Source organism: Pseudomonas sp. GW821-FHT05D12 (assembly GCF_059419825.1).
Window position 1 is genome coordinate 368,921 of the sequence record NZ_JBWKSN010000003.1, and the last position, 24,126, is coordinate 393,046.

The window sequence follows — 24,126 nt, forward strand, 5'->3', positions numbered from 1 at the left end:
GGCGGCTTACCTTTGAAAAGTATGCCGCAGTCTAGAAGCGCTGATAAAAAGGGGGAAGGAACATAGATGGGGGTGATGGGAGGACACAAGCTTCAGCTACAAGTCGCAAGCTTCAAGCCGCAAGCTACAAGCCTCAAGCTGCTTGTAGCTTGTAGCTTGTAGCTTGTAGCTTGCAGCTTGCAGCTTGCAGCTTAGAAGGTTTAGCCGATGGTCATCAGGCTGGCGTTACCGCCTGCTGCAGCGGTGTTAACGCTCAACGCCCGCTCAATCACCAGGCGTTCCAGTGCAATCGCGGTCTCGCCTTGCGACAGACCATGCACCCCGACAATCGCCCCGCCACGCTGGGCCACTTGCTGGCACACCGCACGCAGTTGATCGGAATCACCGTGGTGCAGGACGGCGTCGAACACCACGTCATCCTTGGTCCAGTCGGCCACGCGCTTGATCTTCGCCTGAATCTCCTTCGGCAGGCGTGGGAACAAGGCCTTGGTCAGGTCGGTTTCCGGCCATACCGCAGAGCCGCCAACAGCCAGCACCGCCGCCAGTTGAGTCAGCAGGTCGCCTTCTACGTCCGCCAGGCACAGCACGTGCTCGCGGGGCAAGATGGCGTAGCTGTTGCGCTCGCCAGTCGGGCCAGCCAGTTGACGGGTGATACCGCTTTGCGATTGCGCGGCGAACTGGCTGCACAGGGCGCTCAGGTCGCTGAACTGATTGCTGTCCGCCCAGGTTTTCAGGGTGGTCAGCGGCTGGCTCATGGCGTCGCGCAAACGGACATCCGGTGCAGCCAGTGCGTCGCCACGCACGAAGGATTGTTCGATGGCATCGGTAGGACGGGTCGACAGCAGGCGGTACAGGTACAACGGACCACCGGCTTTCGGGCCGGTCCCCGACAGGCCTTCGCCGCCGAACGGCTGCACGCCGACCACGGCACCGACAATGTTGCGGTTGACGTAGACGTTACCGGCATTGACGTTGTCGATCACCTTGGCGATGGTCTCGTCGATACGGGTGTGCACGCCCAGGGTCAGGCCATAGCCGGACGCATTGATCTGCGCGATGAGCTGGTCGATCTCTTTGCGCTTGTAGCGCACCACGTGCAGCACCGGGCCGAAGATCTCGCGTTGCAGTTCGTCGAAGCTTTCCAGCTCGATCAGGGTCGGCATCACGAAGGTGCCACGCTTGATCTCTTCGCCGTCGGCAATGGCCACCTGGTACACGTTGCGGCCTTTGTCGCGCATGGCCTGGATGTGTTTCTCGATACCGGCCTTGGCTTCGGCGTCGATCACCGGGCCGATGTCCACGGACAGGCGCTCCGGGTTACCCAGGCGGCATTCAGCCATGGCGCCCTTGAGCATTTCGATCACGCGGTCTGCCGAATCTTCCTGCAGGCACAGGACACGCAGGGCCGAGCAACGCTGGCCGGCACTGTCGAAGGCCGAGGACACCACGTCGATGACCACTTGCTCGGTCAGCGCCGAAGAATCGACGATCATCGCGTTCTGGCCACCGGTTTCGGCGATCAGCGGGATCGGGCGGCCCTGGGCATCCAGGCGGCCGGCGACATTGCGTTGCAGCAGGCGCGCGACCTCGGTGGAGCCAGTGAACATCACACCTTTGACGCGTTCATCGCCGACAAGGCGCGCACCGACGCTTTCGCCCTGGCCTGGCAGCAGTTGCAGCACGCCTTCCGGAATGCCGGCTTCGAGCAGGATGCGCACGGCTTGGGCAGCCACCAGCGGCGTTTGCTCGGCAGGCTTGGCCAGTACCGGGTTGCCGGCAGCCAGTGCGGCAGCGACCTGGCCACTGAAGATTGCCAGCGGGAAGTTCCACGGGCTGATGCAGACCACCGGACCCAGTGGGCGGTGGGCGTCGTTGGTGAAATCGTTGCGTGCCTGCACCGCGTAGTAGCGCAGGAAGTCCACGGCTTCGCGCACTTCGGCGATGGCGTTGGCGAAGGTCTTGCCGGCTTCGCGAGCCAGCAGGCCCATCAGTGGCTGGATCTCGCCTTCCATCAGGTCGGCGGCACGTTCCAGGATCGCGGCGCGCTCGGCGGGCGGGGTGGCCTGCCAGATCGGGCCGGCATTGATGGCGCACTGGATGGCGTTGTCGACGTCTTCGACGGTGGCTTCCTGGACGTGACCGACCACATCACGCAGGTCGGACGGGTTCAGCACCGGTGCAGCAGGCTGGTCGCTGGAGGCGCAACCGAGCATCGGCGCGGCCTTCCAGTGGTTGTGCGCGGTGGCAAGCAACGCGCAGGACAGCGACGCCAGACGGTGCTCGTTGGCCAGATCGATGCCGGCCGAGTTGGCGCGGTCGCTGCCATACAGGTCGCGGGGCAGCGGGATACGCGGGTGCGGCAGGCCGAAGCCGCCTTCCAGTGTCGCCATCTGCTCGATGCTGGCCACTGGATCGGCCACCAGCTCCTGGATCGAGATGGACTGGTCGGCAATGCGGTTGACGAACGAGGTGTTGGCGCCGTTTTCCAGCAGGCGACGCACCAGGTACGCCAGCAGCGTTTCGTGGGTGCCGACCGGTGCGTACACGCGGCACGGACGATTCAGTTTGCCGTCGGACACCTTGCCTACAACTTGCTCGTACAGTGGCTCACCCATGCCGTGCAGGCACTGGAACTCGTACTGGCCGGGGTAATAGTTCTGACCAGCGATATGGTAGATAGCCGACAAGGTGTGCGCGTTATGCGTGGCGAACTGCGGGTAGATGACTTCCGGCACCGACAGCAGTTTGCGTGCACAGGCGATGTAGGAAACGTCGGTGTACACCTTGCGGGTGTAGACCGGATAGCCTTCCAGGCCTTCAACCTGGGCGCGCTTGATTTCGCTGTCCCAGTACGCGCCTTTCACCAGGCGGATCATCAGGCGATGGCGGCTGCGGCGGGCCAGGTCGATAACGTAGTCGATCACATACGGGCAACGCTTCTGGTAGGCCTGGATCACAAAGCCGATGCCGTTCCAGCCGGTCAGCTGTGGTTCGAAGCACAGGCGTTCGAGCAGATCCAGCGACAGCTCCAGGCGGTCGGCTTCCTCGGCGTCGATGTTCAGGCCGATGTCGTATTGCTTGGCCAGCAGGGTCAGGGACAGCAGGCGCGGGTACAGCTCGTCCATCACGCGCTCGTATTGCGCACGGCTGTAACGCGGGTGCAAGGCCGACAGCTTGATGGAGATGCCTGGGCCTTCATAAATCCCACGACCGTGAGAGGCTTTGCCGATCGAGTGGATGGCTTGTTCGTACGAGGCCAGGTACTTCTGGGCATCGTGTTCGGTCAGGGCGGCTTCCCCGAGCATGTCGTAGGAATAGCGGAAGCCCTTGGCTTCGAACTTGCTCGCGTTGGCCAGGGCTTCGGCGATGGTTTCGCCGGTGACGAACTGCTCGCCCATCAGGCGCATGGCCATGTCGACGCCCTTGCGGATCATCGGCTCGCCGCTCTTGCCGATGATGCGGCTCAGGGACGAGGTCAAGCCTGCTTCGTTATGCGTGGCGACCAGTTTGCCGGTCAGCAACAGGCCCCAGGTGGCGGCGTTGACGAACAGCGACGGGCTGTTGCCCAGGTGCGGCTGCCAGTTGCCAGTGCTGATCTTGTCGCGGATCAGCGCGTCGCGGGTGCCCTTGTCCGGGATGCGCAGCAGCGCTTCGGCCAGGCACATCAGTGCGACACCTTCCTGGGACGACAGGGAAAATTCCTGCAGCAGGCCCTGAACAATACCGGCACGGCCGCCGGCACTCTTCTGATTACGTAGTTTCTCGGCAATCGAGGCGGCCAGCTTGTTGGTGGCTTCGGCCATGGGCTGCGGCAGGCGGGCCTGTTCGATCAGCATCGGCACCACTTCCGGCTCAGGGCGACGGTAAGCAGCGGTGATCGAGGCGCGCAGCACGGATTGCGGCAGGATGCTCTCGGCAAACTCCAGGAAGCACTGGTGGGCGTGGTCGGCCTGGACTTCGCCGGCGTCATCTGCGTCCTTGCTGCTCAAGCCATTCAGCTCGGTCAGGGTTGCACCACCCTCGAGTTTCTCCAGGTAATTGAAAATCGCCTGCTTGATCAGCCAGTGCGGCGTGCGATCAATCGAGGTCGCGGCGGCCTTCAGGCGTTCGCGGGTCGGGTCGTCGAGTTTGACCCCAAGGGTGGTCGTAGCCATTTTTTTATCCTCATGGGTGCCACTACCGAGTGGCATCAGCTGGCGGCAAGATTAGCTTTGCGCCTGCAGAGGTGCAACCGGGTGCAACCCATTTTCTTCATGAATTTTTCGATCGTGATCGGGAAAAAATCTGGCCCTCGACGGAATTCGCTGTGTGTTGGTGCATTTGCTTCTGAGATCGGCTGTTCTTGCTCCGAAAAGGAGCAAAAACGCGCTGATTGCCGCAATACACACCTAGGTGCAACTTATTCTCAAGAAGCTGGTTGCACCTTATTTGCTTTGTTGAATAGCATTCGCGCCCAAGGTGCAACCACCTTTACGGTTCGGTTCATCGGCTGACGGCTTTCCTGGGGAAACGTCAGTCATAAATGCGCGGCACGCCGGTTCGTCTCCCCAACTAGCAATGGGGTAGCCGTCCGCGAGACCGCTGCTACATAAAAACAAAGCCAGGGCGTCACTCATATGAGCGTTAGTAATCCCACCCTGATCACGTTTGTGATCTACATCGCAGCAATGGTGCTGATCGGCTTCATGGCCTATCGCTCCACCAACAACCTTTCCGACTACATCCTCGGCGGTCGCAGCCTCGGCAGCGTGGTCACTGCCCTGTCGGCCGGTGCTTCGGATATGAGCGGCTGGCTGTTGATGGGCTTGCCGGGCGCGATCTACATGTCCGGCCTGTCGGAAAGCTGGATCGCCATCGGCCTGATCGTCGGTGCCTACCTCAACTGGCTGTTCGTGGCCGGTCGCCTGCGGGTACAGACCGAGCACAACGGCGACGCCCTGACCCTGCCGGACTACTTCTCCAGCCGTTTCGAAGATAAAAGCGGCCTGCTGCGGATCATCTCTGCGGTAGTGATCCTGGTGTTCTTCACTATCTATTGCGCTTCCGGCATCGTGGCCGGCGCCCGTCTGTTCGAAAGCACCTTCGGCATGTCCTACGAGACTGCGCTGTGGGCCGGCGCGGCTGCGACGATTGCCTACACCTTTGTGGGTGGTTTCCTGGCGGTGAGCTGGACCGACACCGTACAAGCCACGCTGATGATTTTCGCGCTGATCCTCACGCCGATCATCGTGCTGCTGGCCACCGGTGGCGTCGACACCACCTTCCTGGCGATCGAAGCCAAGAACCCCGACAACTTCAACATGCTGAAGAACACCACTTTCATCGGCATTATCTCGCTGATGGGCTGGGGCTTGGGTTACTTCGGCCAGCCGCACATCCTCGCGCGTTTCATGGCAGCGGACTCGGTGAAGTCGATTGCCAATGCGCGTCGCATCTCCATGACCTGGATGATCCTGTGCCTGGGCGGCACCGTGGCGGTGGGCTTCTTCGGTATTGCCTACTTCTCGGCGCACCCGGAAGTGGCCGGCCCGGTCAACGAGAACCACGAACGTGTGTTCATTGAGCTGGCCAAGCTGCTGTTCAACCCATGGATTGCGGGCGTGTTGCTGTCGGCCATCCTGGCAGCGGTCATGAGCACCTTGAGCTGCCAGCTGCTGGTATGTTCGAGCGCGCTGACCGAAGACTTCTACAAGACCTTCCTGCGCAAAAATGCTTCCCAGGTCGAGCTGGTGTGGGTCGGCCGCGCCATGGTGCTGGTAGTGGCGCTGATCGCTATCGCCATGGCTGCCAACCCGAACAACCGTGTGCTGGGCCTGGTGAGCTATGCCTGGGCCGGCTTCGGTGCCGCGTTCGGTCCAGTGGTACTGATCTCGGTGATCTGGAAAGGCATGACCCGCAACGGCGCACTCGCCGGGATCCTGGTCGGCGCGATCACCGTAATCGTGTGGAAGCACTTCGAATTGCTCGGCCTGTACGAAATCATCCCAGGCTTCATCTTCGCCAGCCTGGCGATCTACTTCGTCAGCAAGCTGGGCGCACCGACCGCCGGCATGATCGAGCGTTTTGATGCTGCGGAAAAAGACTACAACCTCAACAAGTAATTCGCCGGGCGCTGAGCGCCTGATGAGTTAAAGAAAAGGCCCGCATCCTACGGATGGCGGGCCTTTTTTTGCGTGTGATTTCAGACGAGCCAAAGAAGATTCTGACGCACCTATGTAGGGTTTTACTGATTTGCAGTGAGCATGCTCTTTAGCGTGGAGCAGTGGTGCAGAATCTGCCGCCTACCCCTCGCAGAGAAACACCGGATGTTCGCTCCTGCCAATCAAAGTGCCTTTACCCTGACCCTGGATGGGGTGCCGAGTGAACTCAAGGTGTTCGAGTTTGACGGCACCGAAGCCATCAGCCAGCCCTATTGTTTTGACCTTGAGCTGGTCAGCGAGCAGCCTGACCTGGAGCTGGAAAGCTTGCTGCATCGCCAGGTGTACCTTGGCTTCGATGCCCAGGGACGCGGGGTGCATGGCCTGGTCTACCGCGTGGCGCAGGGTGACTCCGGGCGACGCCTCACGCGCTATCAGCTCAGCCTGGTGCCGCAGCTGGCGTACCTGCAGCACAGCAGCCACCAGCGGATCTTCCAGCAGCAGACGGTGCCGCAGATTGTGGCGCGAGTATTGGTGGGGCAGGGCATCCAGAGCGACCAATTCCAGTTCAGCCTGAGTGGTACTTACCCACCGCGCGAGTATTGCGTGCAGTTCGGCGAGACTGATCTGGCGTTCATTCAGCGGCTATGTGCGGAGGTGGGGATTCACTATCACTTCCAGCATTCGCCCGAAGCGCACTTGCTGGTCTTTGGCGATGACCAGACGGTGTTTGCCCAGGCTGAACAGTCCACGCCGTATGCGCCAGGCTCTGGAATGGTGGCTGAGGCGCCGGCAATCAAGCGGTTTGCCGTGCGCTTGGCCACGCGTACCACGTCGGTCAATCTACGCGATTATGACTTTCAAAAACCGCGCCTCGCCCTGGAGAGTGCGGCCGCCGGTGAGCAGCTTCCCACGCTTGAGCAGCAGGGTTTCCCCGGCCATTTCAACGACCGTGCCCATGGCAAATACCTTGCGCAGCGTGGGCTGGAGCGTCATCGCAGTGATTACCAGCTGGCCCATGGCTGCGGTGATGTGCCGGCGCTGGCCAGTGGTCGGTTCCTCACGCTGAGCGGGCACCCGCGCGCGGCTTGGAATGATGTGTGGCTGGTGCGCGAGGTCACGCATGCAGGCAAGCAACCGCAGGTGTTGGAAGAGGCTGTTACGGCGGTGTCTGGCGCAGCGTTTCGCCAGGGTTATCGCAATGATTTTGTCGCCGCGCCGTGGGAGGTGATCTTTCGCCCGCCATTGCCTGAGCAGCCGCGCCCGGTTATTTCGGGTTATCAGAGTGCCGTGGTCACCGGCCCTGCCGACAGTGAGATCCATTGCGACGAATACGGGCGGGTCAAGGTGCAACTGGCCTGGGATCGCGACGGTGAACATGACGAGCATTCCAGTTGCTGGCTGCGGGTCGCCAGTGGCTGGGCGCATGACCGCTATGGCTCGGTGCTGATCCCCAGGGTCGGCATGGAGGTGCTGGTGGGTTTCGTCAATGGCGACATGGACATGCCGCTGGTGATGGGGTGCGTGCCCAACGCGGCGACGACGTTGCCCCTCGACCTGCCCGCGGAAAAGACCCGCAGCATTTTCCGCAGCCAAAGCAGCCCCGGTGGCGGCGGCTATAACGAGTTGCGCATTGAGGATCGCAAGGGCGCCGAGGAAATCTACCTGCGTGCCCAGCGGGATTGGACCCAACATGTGCTGCATGATCAGCAGGTGCAGGTGGATAACCGGCGGCGGGTGAGGGTGGGTGGTGAATCGCACCATGAACTGCAGGGCGAAGAGCAACGCATCACTCATGGCAATCGGCTGACTGAACTCAAGCAGGACGATCACCTGGTGGTCGGCGGCTCGCAGCAGATGCGGGCCGGGCGAACCATTCAGATCGGCGCGGGGCAGAGTGTGGTCATCGATGCCGGTGCGAGTGTGACGATTCAGGCGGGCGGGCAATCGATCACGCTGTCCTCGGGCGGCATATTCAGCAGCGTGCCGATTCAACTGGGCGGTGCTCCCGCAGCGGCGGCCGCACCGTTGCTGCCGGGCGCGAAGGAGACATTGCTCGCAGTGATTGCCGCGCCATTAAGTCGTGTGCAGATAGCCAGCCTGAAACGCAGCGCACCCTTTTGCGAGGAGTGCGAGCGATGCAAGAACGGCCAGTGCAACCTGGCCGGTCAATCCCCCCTGGCAAGGAGTCCAGCCTGATGCCTCCACATTTGACGCCTGGCGCCTGGTTGGCCGAATACCCTTTGCTTGCCCATGAGCGGCTTTTCGCGGTGTTGGGCAGTGCCAGCGAGGCCAAGCCGTATGCTGCCTGGCAAGCCATGGCGGCCGGGAATCTGCCGCACCCCCTGTGGGCCGGCACCGCCTACGCCGACTGGGATGAGGTCATGCCTTATGTGGGCATTGTCGAGCCGGGTAGCGCTTTCCTCGATTGGGTTGCTGCCAGTGCCGCCACGGATTGGGGGTGGTTGGCGATATCGTCCAGCCCGCTGGAGACCGTGATTGCGCACCTGCAAGGCCTGACCAAGGTGTACCTGCCCGATAACCAGGAGGTGTTTTTGCGCTTCTGGGATGGGGCTCAGTTTCACCCGATCTTGCAGGCATTGGGCGATGAGGCGGGGAAGATGCTACCAGTGTTCCAGCGGTATCTGATCAATGGTCAACCGCTGGCGGTAGTACCGGGGCCCGTGACCGAGGCCAACCCCTGCCCCTGGTGGCGGGTGCCTGCGCCAGTATTGGAGCATCTGGCAGCGCAACCGCCGCACATTCTGGTCGACAACCTGCTGCAATGGCTCGAAGAACAGCGCCCGGACGTGTACACGGCGTTTACGCCGGCGACCCTGCGGCACAAGGTCATCTATTGTGTGCGTCGTGCGCAGATCAGCCACGAGGCGCTGGCCGACTACCTGGTTTCAGAGTCGGGTTGAGTCGAGTGCCTGTTGCAGGTCCTCGACCAGGTCTTCGATCGCCTCGATACCGACTGACAGGCGGATCATCTCCGGCTTCACGCCGGCCTTGGCCTGCTCCTGCTCGTTCATTTGCCGATGGGTGGTGGAGGCTGGGTGGCAGGCCAGGGATTTGGCGTCGCCGATGTTCACCAGGCGCTTGAAGATCTGCAGCGCATCGTAGAAACGCACGCCGGCCTCATAGCCGCCCTTCAAGCCGAAGGACAGGATCGCCGACGGTTTGCCCTGCATGTATTTCTGCGCCAGCGCATGGTGCGGGTGATCCGGCAGGCCTGCGTAGCTGACCCACTCCACGTCGGCATGGTCTTGCAGGAACTGCGCAATTTTAAGCGCGTTCTCGGTGTGGCGCTCCATGCGCAGGGCCAGGGTTTCCAGGCCTTGGAGCAGCAGGAACGCATTCATCGGCGCAAGGGCGGCGCCGGTGTTGCGCAAGGGCACGGTACGGGCGCGGGCGATAAAAGCGGCAGGGCCGAATTTCTCGGTGTAGACCACGCCGTGATAGGCCGGCTCGGGCTGGTTGAGGCCGGGAAATTTATCCGCGTATTTCGTCCACGGGAACGTCCCGCTGTCGACGATCACGCCGCCCAGGGAGTTGCCGTGGCCACCCACGTATTTGGTCACCGAGTGCACCACGATGTCGGCGCCGAACTGGATCGGCTTGCACAGGATCGGCGTGGCCACGGTGTTGTCGACCATCAGCGGTACGCCACGGGCATGAGCGACGTCGGCCAGGGCTTCGATGTCGATGATATTGCCTGCCGGGTTGCCGATGCTTTCGCAGTAGACCAGCTTGGTGTTGTCGTCGATCAGTTCGGCAATGGCCTCGGCGGAGTCGTTGCGGGAGAAGCGCACGTCCACGCCGAAGCTTGGCAGCAGGTGGGCGAACAGGGTGTAGGTGCCGCCATACAGCTGCGGGGTGGTGACGATATTGTCACCGGCACGGGTCAGGGTCTGGATCGCATAGTGGATTGCAGCGCTGCCAGCCGAGACGGCGAGGGCGGCGATCCCGCCTTCGAGGGCCGCCATGCGTTGTTCCAGCACATCGTTGGTGGGGTTCATGATCCGTGTGTAGATATTGCCGGGCACATCCAGGTTGAACAGGTCGGCGCCGTGTTGGGCGTTATCGAATTCGAAAGCGACGTTCTGGTAGATCGGCACGGCGACGGCCTTGGTGGTCGGGTCCGACTTGAAACCGTGGTGCAGTGCAAGGGTGGCGTCTTTCATGATGGTTATTGACCTCCTTGGATTCCTGGATGCCCCCGTCGAGAACGCTGGGGGCTGGTTGCCTGCGATGGCATCACCGCGCACTACGGGTAATACCGCGTCACTTGCGTCGCGGGCAAGCCCGCGCGCACCGGGGGCATTAGATTGTTTTCGGGGGTATGCCTGCGTTTGCGACATAAGCACCGCCCGACACGCAGCCCTGCACCTTTGCCCGTGTAGAAGGTAAACTTCGCCCCCTGCGCAGGAGCAACCATGAATTATCGTCACGCCTTTCACGCCGGCAACCACGCCGATGTCTTCAAACACCTGACCTTGACCCGCCTCATCGCCCTGATGTCGCGCAAGGAGCAGCCGTTCGCCTACCTCGATACTCACGCCGGCATTGGTCTGTACGACCTGCAGGGCGACCAGGCCAACCGCACCGGTGAATACCTGGAAGGCATCGCCCGCCTGTGGGGCGCGAGCGACCTGCCGCCGCTGACCGCCGACTACATGCGCGTGTTGCATGAGATGAACCCGGACGGTCAGTTGCGCTACTACCCAGGCTCACCGGAGCTGGCACGACGTCTCACCCGGCCGCAGGACCGCGTGTTGCTCAACGAAAAGCACCCCGAAGATGGCGTGCTGCTCAAGGACAACATGAAGGGTGATCGTCGGGTCAAGGTGCACCTCGGCGAAGGCTGGCATGTGCCTCGCGCACTGCTGCCGGTGCCGGAAAAGCGTGCGCTGATGCTCATCGACCCGCCGTTCGAGCAACTCGATGAAATGCAACGCTGCGCCGCCTCCCTCAAGGAAGCGATAGGCCGGATGCGCCAAACCGTGGCGGCGATCTGGTACCCGGTGAAGGATCAGCGCATGTTGCGCCGTTTCTACCAGGACCTGGCCGGCACCGGTGCGCCGAAGTTGCTGCGGGTGGAATTGCTGGTGCATCCGCTGGACACGCCAAACACCCTGACCGGCTCGGGCCTGGCGATCGCCAACCCGCCGTGGGGCCTGGAAGAGGAATTGCGTGAGCTGCTGCCGTGGCTGTCCAAGAAGCTTGGCCAGACCCAGGGTGGCTGGCAGATGGATTGGCTCATAGCTGAATAGCTACAAGCTACAAGCTACAAGCTACAAGCTACAAGCTGCAAGCCGCAAGCTTCAAGCTGCAAGTGACAGCAGGGAACACCACTTTCAGCTTGTAGCTTGCAGCTTGCAGCTTATGTCTTGCAGCTGCGACCTTCAGATCGGACAAGTCACGCCCGTGCCGCCAATCCCGCAGTAGCCCTGCGGATTCTTCGCCAGGTACTGCTGGTGGTACGCCTCGGCGAAGTACACGGTCGGTGCTTCTTCGATTTGCGTGGTGATCGCACCCAGGCCGGCCTTGCTCAGTTCTTGCTGATACGCCTGTGCGCTGGCCTTCGCCGCGGCCAATTGCTCGGGCGTGGTTGCATAGATTACCGAGCGGTACTGACTGCCGATGTCATTGCCCTGGCGCATGCCCTGGGTCGGGTTGTGCAATTCCCAGAACATTTTCAGCAGGTCTTCATACTTGACCTTGGCCTGGTCGTATACCACCAGCACCACTTCGCTGTGGCCGGTCAGGCCCGAGCAGACTTCTTCATAGGTCGGGTTCGGCGTGAAGCCGCCGGCATAGCCGACCACGGTGCTGACCACGCCATCGCGCTGCCAGAACCTGCGCTCGGCACCCCAGAAGCACCCCAGGCCGAAAATCGCGAAGCCGACATCATCCAGAAACGGGCCCAGCAGCGGGTTGCCGTTGACGAAGTGCGTCTGCGGCAGGTTCATCGGGGTTTCACGGCCAGGCAAAGCTTGTTCTTGAGTAGGCAGCACGTTTTTGTTCACCAGAATTTCCGAGCGCAAGACCATGGGCAGTCCTCTCAGTCAGATTGAGTTAGGTAAGAATTCAGACCGCCAGTGTGCCCGAGTGTTACGGCGCTGTCAGGCGATTGGCCCGCGCGGGTAGCGCTTGAGCTTCTCGAGCAGCTCTGCACCCGGGATCGGCCGGTCGAACAGGTAGCCCTGGCCCACGTCGCAACGATGCCGGCGCAGGAAGGCCAGTTGTTCGGAGGTTTCGACGCCTTCGGCCACCACCTTGAGCTTGAGGTTGTGGGCCATGGCGATCACCGCCGAGGTGATTTCCATATCGTCCTGGTTGTCCGGGATTTCGTGGATAAAGCTGCGATCGATCTTGATGATGTCGATGGGGAATTTTTTCAAGTAGCTGAGCGACGAGTAACCGGTACCGAAGTCGTCCATGGCCAGGGTCAGGCCGAAGCTTTTCAATTGGTCCAGTTGCAGGCGCGTGTCTTCCGTGGCCTCCAGCAGCAGGCCTTCGGTCAGTTCCAGCTCGAGCAGGTTGGCCGGCAGCTGTTCTTCCTTGAGGATCGTGGCGATGGACGCCACCAGGTCCGGGTCGGAGAACTGCTTGGGCGACAGGTTGATTGCCACCTGCAGGTTGCCCATGCCGGCGGCGCTCAATTGCCGGCTCATGCGGCAGGCCTGGCGGGCGATCCACTTGCCGATGGGGATGATCAGCCCGGTTTCTTCGGCCACGCTGATGAACTGGTCGGGGCGGATCATGCCTTTTTCCGGGTGGTTCCAGCGCAGCAGCGCTTCCATGCCCAGCAAACGGCCACTGCGCAGGCACAGCTTGGGCTGGTAGAACACGTCCAGCTCGTTCTGGGTGAGGGCGCGGCGCAGGTTGTTTTCCACGAACAGCTTGTAGCTCGCCTCGGCGTTCAGCGCTTCGGTAAAGACTTGCACCTGGTGTTTACCGTTGGCCTTGGCCTTGTGCAGGGCCAGCCCGGCGTTGCGCATCAATGTCTGTGGATCGCGGCCGTGCAGCGGCGCGCAGGCCAGGCCCACGGAGCCGGTGACGCTGATCAACTGGTTGTCGACGAACATCGGCTTGTCGAGGGTCGCGAGCAGTTGGCTGGCGACCTGCTGGCCGCTCTCCAGGTCCGTGTCGTCGAGCAGCACCGCAAACTCGTTACTGGCAAACCGCGCCAGGCTGCCGCCGGCACTCAGGCTGTTGCGCAGGCGCCGGGCCAGGCTGATCAGCAGCTTGTCGCCGGTCTGGTGGCCGAGGCTGTCGTTGATCCGCTTGAAGTTGTCGATGTCCACCAGCAACAGGCTGATCGGGCTGTCGCTGTCGCGGGCAAAGCGCTCGTCGAGGTTGCGGATGAAGGCCGGGCGGTTACCCAGGTTGGTCAGGTTGTCGGTATAGGCCAGGCGCTCGATGCGCTGCTGCGCGAGTTTGGTCTGGGTGATGTCTTCGTAGATACCGATGTAGTGAGTCAGCTCACGATTGTCGCCATACACCTTGGAGATCGACAGCTGGCCCCAGTAGGGCTCGAGGTTTTTGCGCCGGCTCTTGAACTCGCCCTGCCAACTATTGCTTTTGGCCAGGCTCGAGGGCGCATCGAACAGCAGTTCGCTGAGGTTCTCCAGGGCTGGCAGTTGGGCCAGGCGGTGGCCGTGGACCTCTTCGGCGCTGTACTGGGTGATCGCCGTAAAGCTCGGGTTGACGTATTCCACCACGCCATCGCAGTTGACCAGCAGGAAGGCGTTGGCGCTTTGTTCCACGGCGCGCTGGAACAGATGCAGGGCGCTGGTGGCGGTGCGGCGGTTGTGGTTGTTGATGACTTGCGCGAACTGGTCGGCCAGTTCACCGGCGAAGGCAATTTCATCGGCCTGCCACGCGCGCGGGCTGCCGCCCTGTTCCAGGCACAACACGCCGATCACTTGGCCATCGACGCGGATGCTCGCGTCGAGCATCGCGTAGATGTCCTTGGCCCGCAGGTTTTCGGCCATCTCCCGGGTACGCGGGTCGCGCATGGCGTTGGTGGCGTCGATGGCGCGGCTAGTGTGCAGGGCTTCGAGGTAGTCGGGAAAGCCGCTCGCGTCGATCGCCTCGGGCATATGGTGGCGTTGGTCCGCACGGTGGTACGCCGAAATTGGCACCAGGCGCTGGCCTTCGAGGTTCCAGATGCTGGCGCAGTCGATCTGGTAGATATCGCAGGCGCTGCGGGTGATCAGTTCGGCGGCTTCCTGCAGCGAATTGTTAGTGGTGTAGCGCTGGCGGGCCAGCAACAGGATCAGCTCCTGCTGGGCGCGCACCCGTTCCAGGTGCTGCAGTTGTTCCTGCTGGGCGCGCTGGTTGAGCTCCAGGGCGATCTGCAGGCGGCTGTTCTGGCTCTCCAGCTCCGCCGTGGGGGCGGGGGAAGGCACTTCGCTGAACAGGCCGTCGACCACCATCAGGTAGCCGCGCAGCAGGTGGCGATTGTGCTGTTTGTAGGCTTCGCCCATTTCCAGCAGGCTCAGTGGGCCGTCGCTGGTGTGCAGGGTGTAGCGCACCAGGTAGTGAGGGCTCTGGGTCAGTTGCTGCTGGATGGTGTCGTGCAGTTGATAGCGCGCCTGGGGCTCCATCAGGCTGGCGTAGGGGGTGCCGATCAGGGCGCACAGCTCGACCGCCGGCAGGCCGAATTGGCGCTCGCAGTTGGGGTCGAGGTAGAGCAGGGCCCAGCTTGCCTCATTAAGCCGCTCGAAACGCAGCATACCGAGGCGCGAAGGCACCGGTAACTGCGTCACTACCTCGGCCGCCATACGGGCGACATCGGGTTGGCTTTTCATGGGGGAGACTCACTTGAAATAACGCGCACGGCGCCGGGCTCACGCCCTCTTTTCTGCTGCCTGCGGCAAGGTTGCATCATGCGGCGCGGGCTGACAAGAGAGGATGAAGGCTAAGTGCTATAAGGGGGTTATCGGCCGCGCGAGGGGTTTCTTCAATCGATGTGACGGAAGGTGTACAAACCTGTTTGGCTTGTTCAATTTTTACCCGGTACGCAGGCAAAAAAAGCCCCGCCAAGTGGCGGGGTTGAGGTACGAGCGTGGCGCTCGGAAATCGGTGCGGCAAGGGCCTCCCCGCTGAAGGGGAGGCCGTTGCGGCTTACAGCAGGATGGTGCGGATGTCGTTCAGCAGTTGGCTCAGGCGCTGCGTGAAGCGTGCAGCGGCGGCGCCGTTGATCACACGGTGATCGTAGGACAGCGACAGCGGCAGCATCAGCTTTGGCTGGAACGCTTTACCGTCCCACACAGGCTGGATAGTTGCCTTGGACACACCCAGGATCGCCACTTCCGGCGCGTTGACGATCGGCGTGAAGCCGGTGCCGCCAATGTGGCCGAGGCTGGAGATGGTGAAGCACGCGCCCTGCATGTCGTCCGGGGTGAGCTTCTTGTCGCGGGCCTTGGCAGCCAGTGCAGCAGCCTCAGCGGCCAGCTGCAGCAGGCTCTTCTGGTCGACGTTCTTGATGACCGGTACCAGCAGGCCATCCGGGGTGTCGACCGCAAAACCTACGTGCACGTACTTCTTGCGAATGATCGCCTTGCCGCTTGGCGCCAGCGAGCTGTTGAAGTCCGGCAGTTCCTTGAGCAGGTGTGCACAGGCCTTGAGCAGCAGTGGCAACACGGTCAGTTTCACGCCGGCCTTCTCGGCCACGGCTTTCTGCGCAACGCGGAAAGCTTCCAGGTCGGTGATGTCGGCCTGGTCGAACTGAGTCACGTGCGGGATGTTCAGCCAGCTGGCGTGCAGACCGGCCGCGCCGATTTGCATCAGGCGGGTCATCGGCACTTCTTCGGTTTCGCCGAAGCGGCTGAAGTCCACGGTGCGGATCGGCGGAATGCCCGAACCACCGGTAGCGCCGCCAGCAGCTGGCGCTTCCTTGGCTTTGTGCATCATGGCCTTGACGTAGACCTGCACGTCTTCCTTCAGCACGCGACCGTGAGGGCCAGTGGCCGACACGGCGCTCAGCTCAACGCCGAACTCACGGGCCAGCTGACGCACGGCAGGGCCGGCGTGCACCTTGGCACCGCTTGGCGCTGGAGCGGCAGCTGCAGGGGCCGCAGCGGCCTCGGCTTTGGCAGCAGGCGCAGGGGCGGCAGCAGCCGGAGCCGATTCAGCCTTGGCAGCCGGAGCGGCTGCTGGTGCTGGAGCGGCAGCCGGCGCTGCGCCTTGGACTTTGAGCTTGAGGATGAAATCGCCAGTGCCGACTTCGTCTTCCAGCTTGACCGCGATGCTTTCCACCACGCCGGCAGCCGGCGAAGGGATTTCCATGGAAGCCTTGTCGGACTCCAGGGTGATCAGCGACTGGTCGGCTTCGACGGTGTCGCCGACCTTGACCAGCAGCTCGATGATCTTGGCCTTGCCTGACGAGCCGATGTCCGGGACGTGAATGTCCTGGACGCTGGCGGCGGCAGGTGCAGCAGCCGGGGCCGGAGCGGCCTCGGCAGCAGCAGGCTTTTCAGCAGCCGGGGCTGGAGCAGCAGCGGCAGCCGGGGCCGCCGCAGGGGCCGCATCAGCGGCACCTTCGATTTCCAGCTCCAGCAGTTCGTCGCCTTCTTTCAGGCGATCGCCCAGCTTCACTTTCAGGCTCTTGACCACGCCGGCCTTGGGAGCAGGGATTTCCATGCTCGCCTTGTCCGATTCCAGGGTCAGGATGCTCTGGTCGGCTTCGACGGTGTCGCCGACCTTTACAAACAGCTCGATTACTTCACCTTCACCGCTGCCGATGTCAGGTACGCGAATGAGTTCGCTCACAAAAAATCTCCTCAGCAGTCCAGTGGGTTGCGTTTTTCCGGGTTGATCCCGAACTTCACGATAGCGTCAGCCACTACCTTAGGCTCGATCTCACCACGGTCAGCCAAGGCTTCCAGGGCTGCCAACACCACGAAGTGACGGTCGACTTCGAAGAAGTGACGCAGCTTCTTGCGGCTGTCACTGCGGCCGAAACCGTCGGTGCCCAGGACTTTGAATTCCTTGGACGGGACCCACTGGCGAATTTGTTCAGCAAACAGTTTCATGTAGTCGGTCGAAGCGATCACCGGGCCTTTACGGCCGGTCAGGCACTCTTCCACGAAGGTGCGCTGTGGCTTCTGGCCAGGGTGCAGGCGGTTGTGACGCTCTACGGCCAGGCCATCGCGACGCAGTTCGTTGAAGCTGGTAACGCTCCAGACGTCAGCGCCAACGTTGAACTCGTCACGCAGGATCTTAGCCGCTTCACGCACTTCACGCAGGATGGTGCCGGAGCCCATCAGCTGCACGTGGTGCGCCGCTTCCTTGGTGTCTTCTTCGAGCAGGTACATGCCCTTGATGATGCCTTCCTCGACACCGGCCGGCATGGCTGGCTGCTGGTAGGACTCGTTCATCACGGTGATGTAGTAGAAAACGTCCTGCTGCTCTTCGGTCATCTTCTTCATGCCGTCCTGGATGATCACCGCCAGCTCATAGCCGTAGGTTGGATCAAAGGTGCGGCAGTTCGGGATGGTGGCAGCCAGGATGTGGCTGTGACCGTCTTCGTGTTGCAGGCCTTCGCCGTTCAGCGTGGTACGGCCGGCGGTGCCGCCGATCAGGAAGCCACGGGTACGGCTGTCGCCTGCTGCCCAAGCCAGGTCGCCGATACGCTGGAAACCGAACATCGAGTAGAAGATGTAGAACGGCAGCATCGGCTGGTTGTGGCTGGAGTACGAAGTACCGGCAGCGATGAAGGAGCTCATGGCGCCCGCTTCGTTGATGCCTTCTTCGAGGATCTGGCCCTTCTTGTCTTCCTTGTAGAACATCACCTGGTCTTTATCGACTGGCTCGTAGAGCTGGCCGACGGAGGAGTAGATGCCCAACTGACGGAACATGCCTTCCATACCGAAGGTACGGGCTTCGTCCGGGATGATCGGGACGATGCGCGAACCGATTTCCTTGTCCTTGACCAGCTGCGCGAGGATCCGCACGAAGGCCATGGTGGTGGAGATTTCACGGTCGCCCGAGCCGTCCAGGATAGCCTTGAGGGTATCGAGTGGCGGTGTAGGGATGTCGAAGGACTTGGCGCGACGCTGTGGCACGAAACCGCCCAGTGCGGCACGACGCTCGCTCAGGTAACGGGCTTCGGCGCTGTTCGGTTCCGGCTTGAAGAACGGCAGGTTCTCCAGCTCTTCGTCCTTGACCGGGATGTCGAAACGATCGCGGAACAACTTCAGGCTGTCGACATCGACTTTCTTGGTGTTGTGCGCAGTGTTTTTCGCTTCGCCGGCACCGGTGCCATAACCCTTGATGGTCTTGGCCAGGATGACGGTCGGTTGTTCTTTGTGGTTGACCGCTTCGTGGTACGCCGCGTAGACCTTGTACGGATCGTGGCCGCCACGGTTGAGTTTCCAGATCTCGTCGTCGGACAGGTCGGCAACCATCGCCTTGAGTTCAGGCGTGTTGAAGAAGTGTTCACGTACGAACGCGCCGTCTTTGGCTTTGTAGTTCTGGTACTCGCCGTCGATGACTTCGTCCATCCGGCGTTGCAGGATACCGTCGACGTCCTTGGCCAGCAGTGGGTCCCAGAAACGGCCCCAGATGACTTTGGTCACGTTCCACTGAGCACCGCGGAACACGCCTTCGAGTTCCTGGATGATCTTGCCGTTGCCGCGAACCGGGCCGTCGAGGCGCTGCAGGTTGCAGTTGATGACGAAGATCAGGTTGTCCAGCTTCTCGCGGCCAGCCAGGGAGATGGCGCCCAGGGATTCCGGCTCGTCGCACTCGCCGTCGCCCAGGAAGCACCAGACTTTCTGCTTGCCTTCCGGGATGAAGCCGCGCGCTTCCAGGTACTTCATGAAGCGTGCCTGGTAGATCGCCTGGATCGGGCCAAGGCCCATGGATACAGTCGGGAACTGCCAGAAATCAGGCATCAGCCAAGGGTGCGGGTACGACGACAGGCCGTTACCGTCCACTTCCTGGCGGAAGTTGTTCATGTGTTCTTCGGTGATGCGGCCTTCCATGAACGCACGGGCGTAGACGCCTGGCGAGGTGTGGCCCTGGAAGTAGATCAGGTCGCCGCCGTGTTCGTCGGTCGGGGCCTGGAAGAAGTAGTTGAAGCCGATGTCGTACAGGGTTGCGCTGGAAGCGAAGCTGGAGATGTGACCGCCCAGGTCAGAATCTTTCAAGTTCGTGCGCATTACCATCGCCATGGCGTTCCAACGTACCAGCGAGCGAATGCGGCGTTCCATGAACAGGTCGCCAGGCATGCGTGCTTCGTGGGTAACGGGGATGGTGTTGCGGTACGGCGTGGTGATGGCGTAGGGCAGTTGCGAGCCGCTGCGGGTCGCGAGTTCGCCCATACGGGTCATCAGGTAGTGAGCACGGTCTTCGCCTTCTTTGTCGAGAACCGATTCCAGGGCGTCCAGCCATTCCTGGGTTTCGACGGGATCGAGGTCTTGCATGGCTTGCTCCAGGGCGGAAAGGCTACCAGAATCGGTTGCCTGAAGTTTGCGACTGGCCTTGTGGGCAGACGACATAAATTCTTGGATGGCCGAAGGTTGCTTCGGCGTCCTGTAGTTTTACTACAAATCGTCGGCCATTTCAGCCTTTCGAATGTATATACGAGTAGTAAAACTACACAAGACTGAGCGGATTGCTCGGTCTGGCTGGTGAGCATAATCGTTATTGTTGATCTTTTGCGAACAAGAAAAGGTAGAAGTTTAATGTTGCCTGCCAAAATTAATGATTTTTCAGCTATTTCTAACTTTTGTTCGACAGTCCTTCATCGAGCGTGGTTCTTGCGTTCACAGCTACAAGCCATTTACGCGCCGATCAAGGATAGACCATGAGCCTGCCAACACTGGCCGAATTACCCGCCATTCTCTTGCCTTACGCCAGCCGGGCCGAGCAGTCATTTCGTGACGCAGTGGCCGCGCTGGACGACGATCATGGCCTTTCTGCGTGGACGCCGCAACGGTGGGCCGACTTCGCCCGCGTGTGCGCCGCCAGTGATTTCGTGATTGAACAGAGTGTTCGTGACCCTTTGATGTTGCTCGAACTGGTGGCCTGGGGCGAGTTGGACCGCGGCTTTGCACCGGGGGAGCTGTGCGGCCAGATCGCCGGCGCCGTGCAACAGGCCGAAACAGAAGATGAGCTGGGCCGCGTGCTGCGTCGCCAGCGCACGCGCCAGCAAGTGCGCATCATCTGGCGCGACCTGACCCGCCAGGCGGACCTGGTGCAAACCTGCCGCGACCTCTCCGACATGGCCGACGCCAGCATCGACCAGGCCTACCAGTGGCTGTACCAGCGCCATTGCTTGCAGTTCGGCACGCCGACTGGCCGACGCAGCGGCGAAGCCCAGCACATGGTGATCCTCGGCATGGGCAAGCTCGGTGCGGTGGAGCTGAACCTGTCGTCGGATATCGACCTGATCTTCGCCTACCCCGAGGGCGGGGAGACGGTGGGCGTCAAGCGTTCCCTGGATAATCAGGAGTTCTTCATTCGCCTTGGTCAAAAATTGATCAAGGCCCTCGATCCGATGACCGTCGACGGCTTTGTGTTCCGTGTCGACATGCGCCTGCGCCCCTACGGCTCGGCTGGCGCGCTGGTGCTCAGCTTCAACGCGCTGGAGCAGTACTACCAGGACCAGGGTCGCGACTGGGAACGCTACGCCATGATCAAGGCGCGTGTGGTCGCCGGCGACCAGGTCGCCGGTGCGCAGTTGCTCGATATGCTGCGCCCCTTCGTGTACCGCCGTTACCTGGACTTTTCCGCCATCGAAGCGCTGCGCACCATGAAGCAGCTGATCCAGCAGGAAGTGCGGCGCAAGGGCATGGCCGAAAACATCAAGCTGGGCTCGGGTGGCATCCGCGAGGTGGAGTTCATCGCCCAGGCCTTCCAGTTGATCCACGGTGGTCGCGACCTCAGCCTGCAGCAGCGGCCGCTGCTCAAAGTGCTCGGCACCCTCGAAGGCCAGGGCTACCTGCCGCCGGCGGTGATCGCCGAGTTGCGCAATGGCTATGAGTTCCTGCGCTACACCGAGCACGCGATCCAGGCGATTGCCGATCGCCAGACGCAAATGCTCCCGGACAGCCCGGAGGACCAGGCGCGCATTGCCTTTATGCTCGGTTTTGCCGACTGGTCCGCGTTCCATGAGCGCCTGATGTACTGGCGTGGCCGGGTGGATTGGCATTTCCGCCAGGTCATCGCGGATCCGGATGAAGAGGAAGGCGAAGAGGGCGAACTGGTCGTGGGCGGAGAGTGGCTGCCGCTGTGGGAAGAGTCCCAGGACGAAGAGGCTGCGTGTCGCCAGCTCGCGGAAGGCGGCTTCACTGACGCGCCCAAGGCTCTCAAGGCCCTGGCCGGCCTGCGCAGCAGCCCGCAATTGCGCGCCATGCAGCGCCTCGGTCGCGAGCGATTGGACGCGTTTATCCCGCGCCTGCTGGCCCAGGCCGTCGAACACGCCAACCCGGACCTGGTGCTCGAACGTGTATTGCCGCTGGTGGAGGCCGTCGCGCGGCGCTCTGCCTATCTGGTGCTGCTCACGGAAAACCCCGACGCCCTGCGCCGCCTGCTGACCCTGTGCGCCGCCAGCCCGTGGATTGCCGAGCAGATCACGCGTTTCCCGCTGCTGCTCGACGAGTTGCTCAACGAAGGCCGCCTGTTCAAGCCACCATTGGCGCCGGAACTTGCCGCCGAGTTGCGCGAGCGGCTCACGCGCATCCCCGAGGATGACCTGGAGCAGCAGATGGAGGCCTTGCGGCACTTCAAGCTGGCTCACCGCCTGCGCGTGGCGGCCTCGGAAATCGCCGGCAGCCTGCCGTTGATGAAAGTCAGCGACTACTTGACCTGGCTCGCCGAAGCCATCCTTGAACAGGTGCTGGCCCTGGCCTGGCGCCAGACCGTGGCGCGCCACGGCTCGCCGCAACGGCTGGACGGCACTTTGTGCGATCCCGGGTTCATCATTGTCGGTTATGGGAAAGTCGGCGGCATCGAACTGGGGCATGGTTCGGACCTGGACCTGGTGTTTATCCACGATGGCGACCCGCAGGCCGAGACCGACGGCGCCAAGCCGATTGATGGCGCGCAGTTCTTCACGCGCCTGGGCCAGCGGATCATCCATCTGCTGACCACCCAGACCAACTCCGGCCAGCTGTATGAAGTGGACATGCGCCTGCGACCTTCGGGCGCGTCCGGGCTGTTGGTCAGTTCGCTCGGCGCGTTTGATCGCTATCAACAAAATGAAGCCTGGACCTGGGAGCATCAGGCCCTGATCCGCGCGCGCGTGCTGGTCGGCAGCCAGGATGTGGGCCAGGCGTTCGAGCAGGTCCGGGCCAAGGTACTGGGGCGTGAGCGCGATCTGGCGAAGCTGCGCCAGGAGGTCAGCGAGATGCGCGCCAAGATGCGTGACAACCTGGGCACCAAGGGCACGGCGGCCGGCACCGGCGCCAATGCCTTCGAAGCCACGGCGCTGTTCGACCTCAAGCAGGACGCCGGAGGTATCGTCGATATTGAATTTATGGTGCAATACGCGGCTTTGGCGTGGTCTGCGCAGCATCCATCGTTGCTGCGCTTTACCGACAATATCCGCATTCTGGAAGGCCTGGAGCAGGTGGGGTTGATGCCCGCCGCCGATGCTCATCTGCTGCGCGAGGTGTATAAAGCCTACCGCTCCGCCGCGCACCGCCAGGCCCTGCAGAATGAGGCTGGTACGGTAGCCGGGGATCAGTTCGCCGACGAACGGCGCCAGGTGATGCGAATCTGGCAGGAACTGGGGTTAAGCTGAAGCTCGAATAAAGGTGGGAGCGGGCTTGCTCGCGAGAGCGCTATTTCAGTCACTCGATGGGGCGGCTGACAGATCGCTTTCGCGAGCAAGCCCGCTCCCGCACAAAGCTGTTACCGGGCCAACCGTGACCTACAGTAATTTTCGAGGCGGGGAGGCATAAGCCTCCCCGCATCGTTTGTGGAAACTACATGAATATTCTGATCGTTGGGCCCAGTTGGGTCGGTGACATGGTGATGGCACAGACACTGTTCCAGTGCCTGCGCCAGCGCTATCCGGACTGCCAGATCGACGTGCTTGCCCCTGAGTGGAGCCGGCCGATCCTCGAGCGCATGCCCGAAGTGCGCAAGGCCTTGAGCTTTCCGCTCGGCCACGGTGCCCTGGAACTGGCGACCCGCCGGCGTATCGGCAAATCCCTGGCCGGCCAGTACGACCAGGCGATCCTGCTGCCCAACTCGATGAAGTCGGCGCTGGTGCCGTTTTTCGCCGGTATCCCCAAGCGCACAGGATGGCGTGGCGAGTTTCGCTACGGCCTGCTCAATGACGTGCGCAAGCTCGACAAGGCGCGCTACCCGCTGATGATCGAGCGTTTCATGGCGTTGGCCTACGCCCCCGGCGCCGAACTGCCGACGCCGTATCCGCGCCCGAGTTTGCAGATCGACCCAGTCACCCGCGATGCAGCGCTGGCCAAGTTCGGCCTGCAACTCGATCGCCCGGTGCTGGCGCTGTGCCCGGGTGCCGAGTTTGGCGAGTCCAAGCGCTGGCCGTCGGAGCACTACGCCAAAGTCGCCGAGACCAAGATCCGCGAAGGTTGGCAGGTGTGGCTGTTTGGATCGAAAAAGGATCACCCGGTCGGCGAGGACATTCGCCAGCGCCTGATTCCCGGCCTGCGCGAAGAAGCCGTGAACCTCAGTGGCGATACGTCACTGGCCGAGGCCATCGACTTGCTGTCCTGCGCCGACTCGGTGGTGTCCAACGACTCCGGCCTGATGCACGTGGCGGCTGCACTGAACCGCCCGCTGGTGGCGGTCTACGGCTCCACCTCGCCGGGCTTCACTCCGCCGTTGGCCGATCAGGTCGAAGTGGTGCGCCTGGGACTCGATTGCAGCCCCTGTTTTGATCGTACCTGCCGTTTCGGCCATTACAACTGCATGCGCCAATTGCTGCCGCAGCCGGTGAACGAAGCCTTGCAGCGGTTGCAGGGCTCTGCGGTCGAGGTCCGATAGT

At 62.1% G+C, this 24,126-nt stretch carries 13 protein-coding genes; 7 read left to right on the top strand and 6 right to left on the bottom strand.

Annotated elements, in window-relative coordinates; all coding sequences use genetic code 11:
- Positions 1-200: 200 nt before the first annotated feature.
- Positions 201-4,154, bottom strand: a complete 3,954-nt coding sequence (gene putA / locus AC07SI_RS07375) for a trifunctional transcriptional regulator/proline dehydrogenase/L-glutamate gamma-semialdehyde dehydrogenase (protein ID WP_495005450.1) — start codon at positions 4,152-4,154, stop codon at positions 201-203.
- 81 nt (positions 4,155-4,235) lie between these two features.
- Here putA and AC07SI_RS07380 point away from each other — a divergent pair, with 81 nt between their 5' ends.
- The 4 genes from AC07SI_RS07380 to AC07SI_RS07395 all read left to right on the top strand — a co-directional run bounded on the left by AC07SI_RS07380 (position 4,236) and on the right by AC07SI_RS07395 (position 9,061).
- The gene (locus tag AC07SI_RS07380; protein ID WP_495005451.1) at positions 4,236-4,493 is read left to right on the top strand and encodes a hypothetical protein; all 258 of its coding nucleotides are present in this window, start codon (positions 4,236-4,238) and stop codon (positions 4,491-4,493) included.
- A gap of 123 nt (positions 4,494-4,616) precedes the next feature.
- Positions 4,617-6,101 carry a sodium/proline symporter PutP gene (putP, locus tag AC07SI_RS07385; RefSeq protein ID WP_065900004.1) on the top strand — a complete coding sequence of 495 codons (1,485 nt, stop codon included), beginning with the start codon at positions 4,617-4,619 and terminating at the stop codon, positions 6,099-6,101.
- A gap of 204 nt (positions 6,102-6,305) precedes the next feature.
- A complete protein-coding gene (locus AC07SI_RS07390) occupies positions 6,306-8,336 on the top strand; it encodes a type VI secretion system Vgr family protein (protein ID WP_495005452.1) in 2,031 nt (676 codons plus the stop codon).
- Complete coding sequence (locus AC07SI_RS07395; RefSeq protein WP_495005453.1) at positions 8,336-9,061, top strand: DUF4123 domain-containing protein; 726 nt, start codon at positions 8,336-8,338, stop codon at positions 9,059-9,061. Before AC07SI_RS07390 ends, AC07SI_RS07395 begins: the two co-directional genes overlap by 1 nt.
- On the opposite strand, the gene AC07SI_RS07400 is transcribed toward AC07SI_RS07395, so the two are convergent.
- Entirely contained in the window at positions 9,047-10,324 is a 1,278-nt protein-coding gene (locus AC07SI_RS07400; protein ID WP_213550332.1) for an O-acetylhomoserine aminocarboxypropyltransferase/cysteine synthase family protein, read from the bottom strand. The genes AC07SI_RS07395 and AC07SI_RS07400 overlap by 15 nt on opposite strands.
- Positions 10,325-10,576: 252 nt before the next feature.
- On the opposite strand from AC07SI_RS07400, the gene AC07SI_RS07405 reads away from it, so the two are divergent.
- A complete protein-coding gene (locus tag AC07SI_RS07405; RefSeq protein ID WP_065900013.1) occupies positions 10,577-11,413 on the top strand; it encodes a 23S rRNA (adenine(2030)-N(6))-methyltransferase RlmJ in 837 nt (278 codons plus the stop codon).
- 132 nt (positions 11,414-11,545) lie between these two features.
- Here AC07SI_RS07405 and msrA read toward each other — a convergent pair whose 3' ends face one another.
- From msrA to aceE, 4 genes are all read right to left on the bottom strand, one after another.
- A complete protein-coding gene (gene msrA, locus AC07SI_RS07410) occupies positions 11,546-12,193 on the bottom strand; it encodes a peptide-methionine (S)-S-oxide reductase MsrA (protein WP_065900014.1) in 648 nt (215 codons plus the stop codon).
- A gap of 72 nt (positions 12,194-12,265) precedes the next feature.
- Positions 12,266-14,959, bottom strand: a complete 2,694-nt coding sequence (locus tag AC07SI_RS07415; protein ID WP_065900016.1) for a putative bifunctional diguanylate cyclase/phosphodiesterase — start codon at positions 14,957-14,959, stop codon at positions 12,266-12,268.
- 316 nt (positions 14,960-15,275) lie between these two features.
- Complete coding sequence (gene aceF / locus AC07SI_RS07420; RefSeq protein WP_106805351.1) at positions 15,276-16,922, bottom strand: dihydrolipoyllysine-residue acetyltransferase; 1,647 nt, start codon at positions 16,920-16,922, stop codon at positions 15,276-15,278.
- A gap of 11 nt (positions 16,923-16,933) precedes the next feature.
- The gene (gene aceE, locus AC07SI_RS07425) at positions 16,934-19,579 is read right to left on the bottom strand and encodes a pyruvate dehydrogenase (acetyl-transferring), homodimeric type (RefSeq protein WP_065900019.1); all 2,646 of its coding nucleotides are present in this window, start codon (positions 19,577-19,579) and stop codon (positions 16,934-16,936) included.
- Positions 19,580-19,962: 383 nt separating this feature from the next.
- On the opposite strand from aceE, the gene glnE reads away from it, so the two are divergent.
- On the top strand, positions 19,963-22,902 hold the full coding sequence (gene glnE / locus AC07SI_RS07430) for a bifunctional [glutamate--ammonia ligase]-adenylyl-L-tyrosine phosphorylase/[glutamate--ammonia-ligase] adenylyltransferase (protein WP_495005454.1): 2,940 nt from the start codon (positions 19,963-19,965) through the stop codon (positions 22,900-22,902).
- A gap of 188 nt (positions 22,903-23,090) precedes the next feature.
- Positions 23,091-24,125, top strand: coding sequence for a lipopolysaccharide heptosyltransferase II (gene waaF, locus AC07SI_RS07435; RefSeq protein WP_065900023.1), 1,035 nt, complete (start codon positions 23,091-23,093; stop codon positions 24,123-24,125).
- Position 24,126 lies beyond the last annotated feature (1 nt).

Coding starts and splice junctions, on each gene's coding strand:
- msrA (WP_065900014.1), bottom strand. CDS start 12,193: ATGGTCTTGCGCTCGGAAATTCTGGTGAACAAAAACGTGCTGCCTACT.
- AC07SI_RS07415 (WP_065900016.1), bottom strand. CDS start 14,959: ATGAAAAGCCAACCCGATGTCGCCCGTATGGCGGCCGAGGTAGTGACG.
- AC07SI_RS07390 (WP_495005452.1), top strand. CDS start 6,306: ATGTTCGCTCCTGCCAATCAAAGTGCCTTTACCCTGACCCTGGATGGG.
- waaF (WP_065900023.1), top strand. CDS start 23,091: ATGAATATTCTGATCGTTGGGCCCAGTTGGGTCGGTGACATGGTGATG.
- AC07SI_RS07395 (WP_495005453.1), top strand. CDS start 8,336: ATGCCTCCACATTTGACGCCTGGCGCCTGGTTGGCCGAATACCCTTTG.
- putA (WP_495005450.1), bottom strand. CDS start 4,154: ATGGCTACGACCACCCTTGGGGTCAAACTCGACGACCCGACCCGCGAA.
- aceE (WP_065900019.1), bottom strand. CDS start 19,579: ATGCAAGACCTCGATCCCGTCGAAACCCAGGAATGGCTGGACGCCCTG.
- putP (WP_065900004.1), top strand. CDS start 4,617: ATGAGCGTTAGTAATCCCACCCTGATCACGTTTGTGATCTACATCGCA.
- glnE (WP_495005454.1), top strand. CDS start 19,963: ATGAGCCTGCCAACACTGGCCGAATTACCCGCCATTCTCTTGCCTTAC.
- AC07SI_RS07400 (WP_213550332.1), bottom strand. CDS start 10,324: ATGAAAGACGCCACCCTTGCACTGCACCACGGTTTCAAGTCGGACCCG.
- AC07SI_RS07405 (WP_065900013.1), top strand. CDS start 10,577: ATGAATTATCGTCACGCCTTTCACGCCGGCAACCACGCCGATGTCTTC.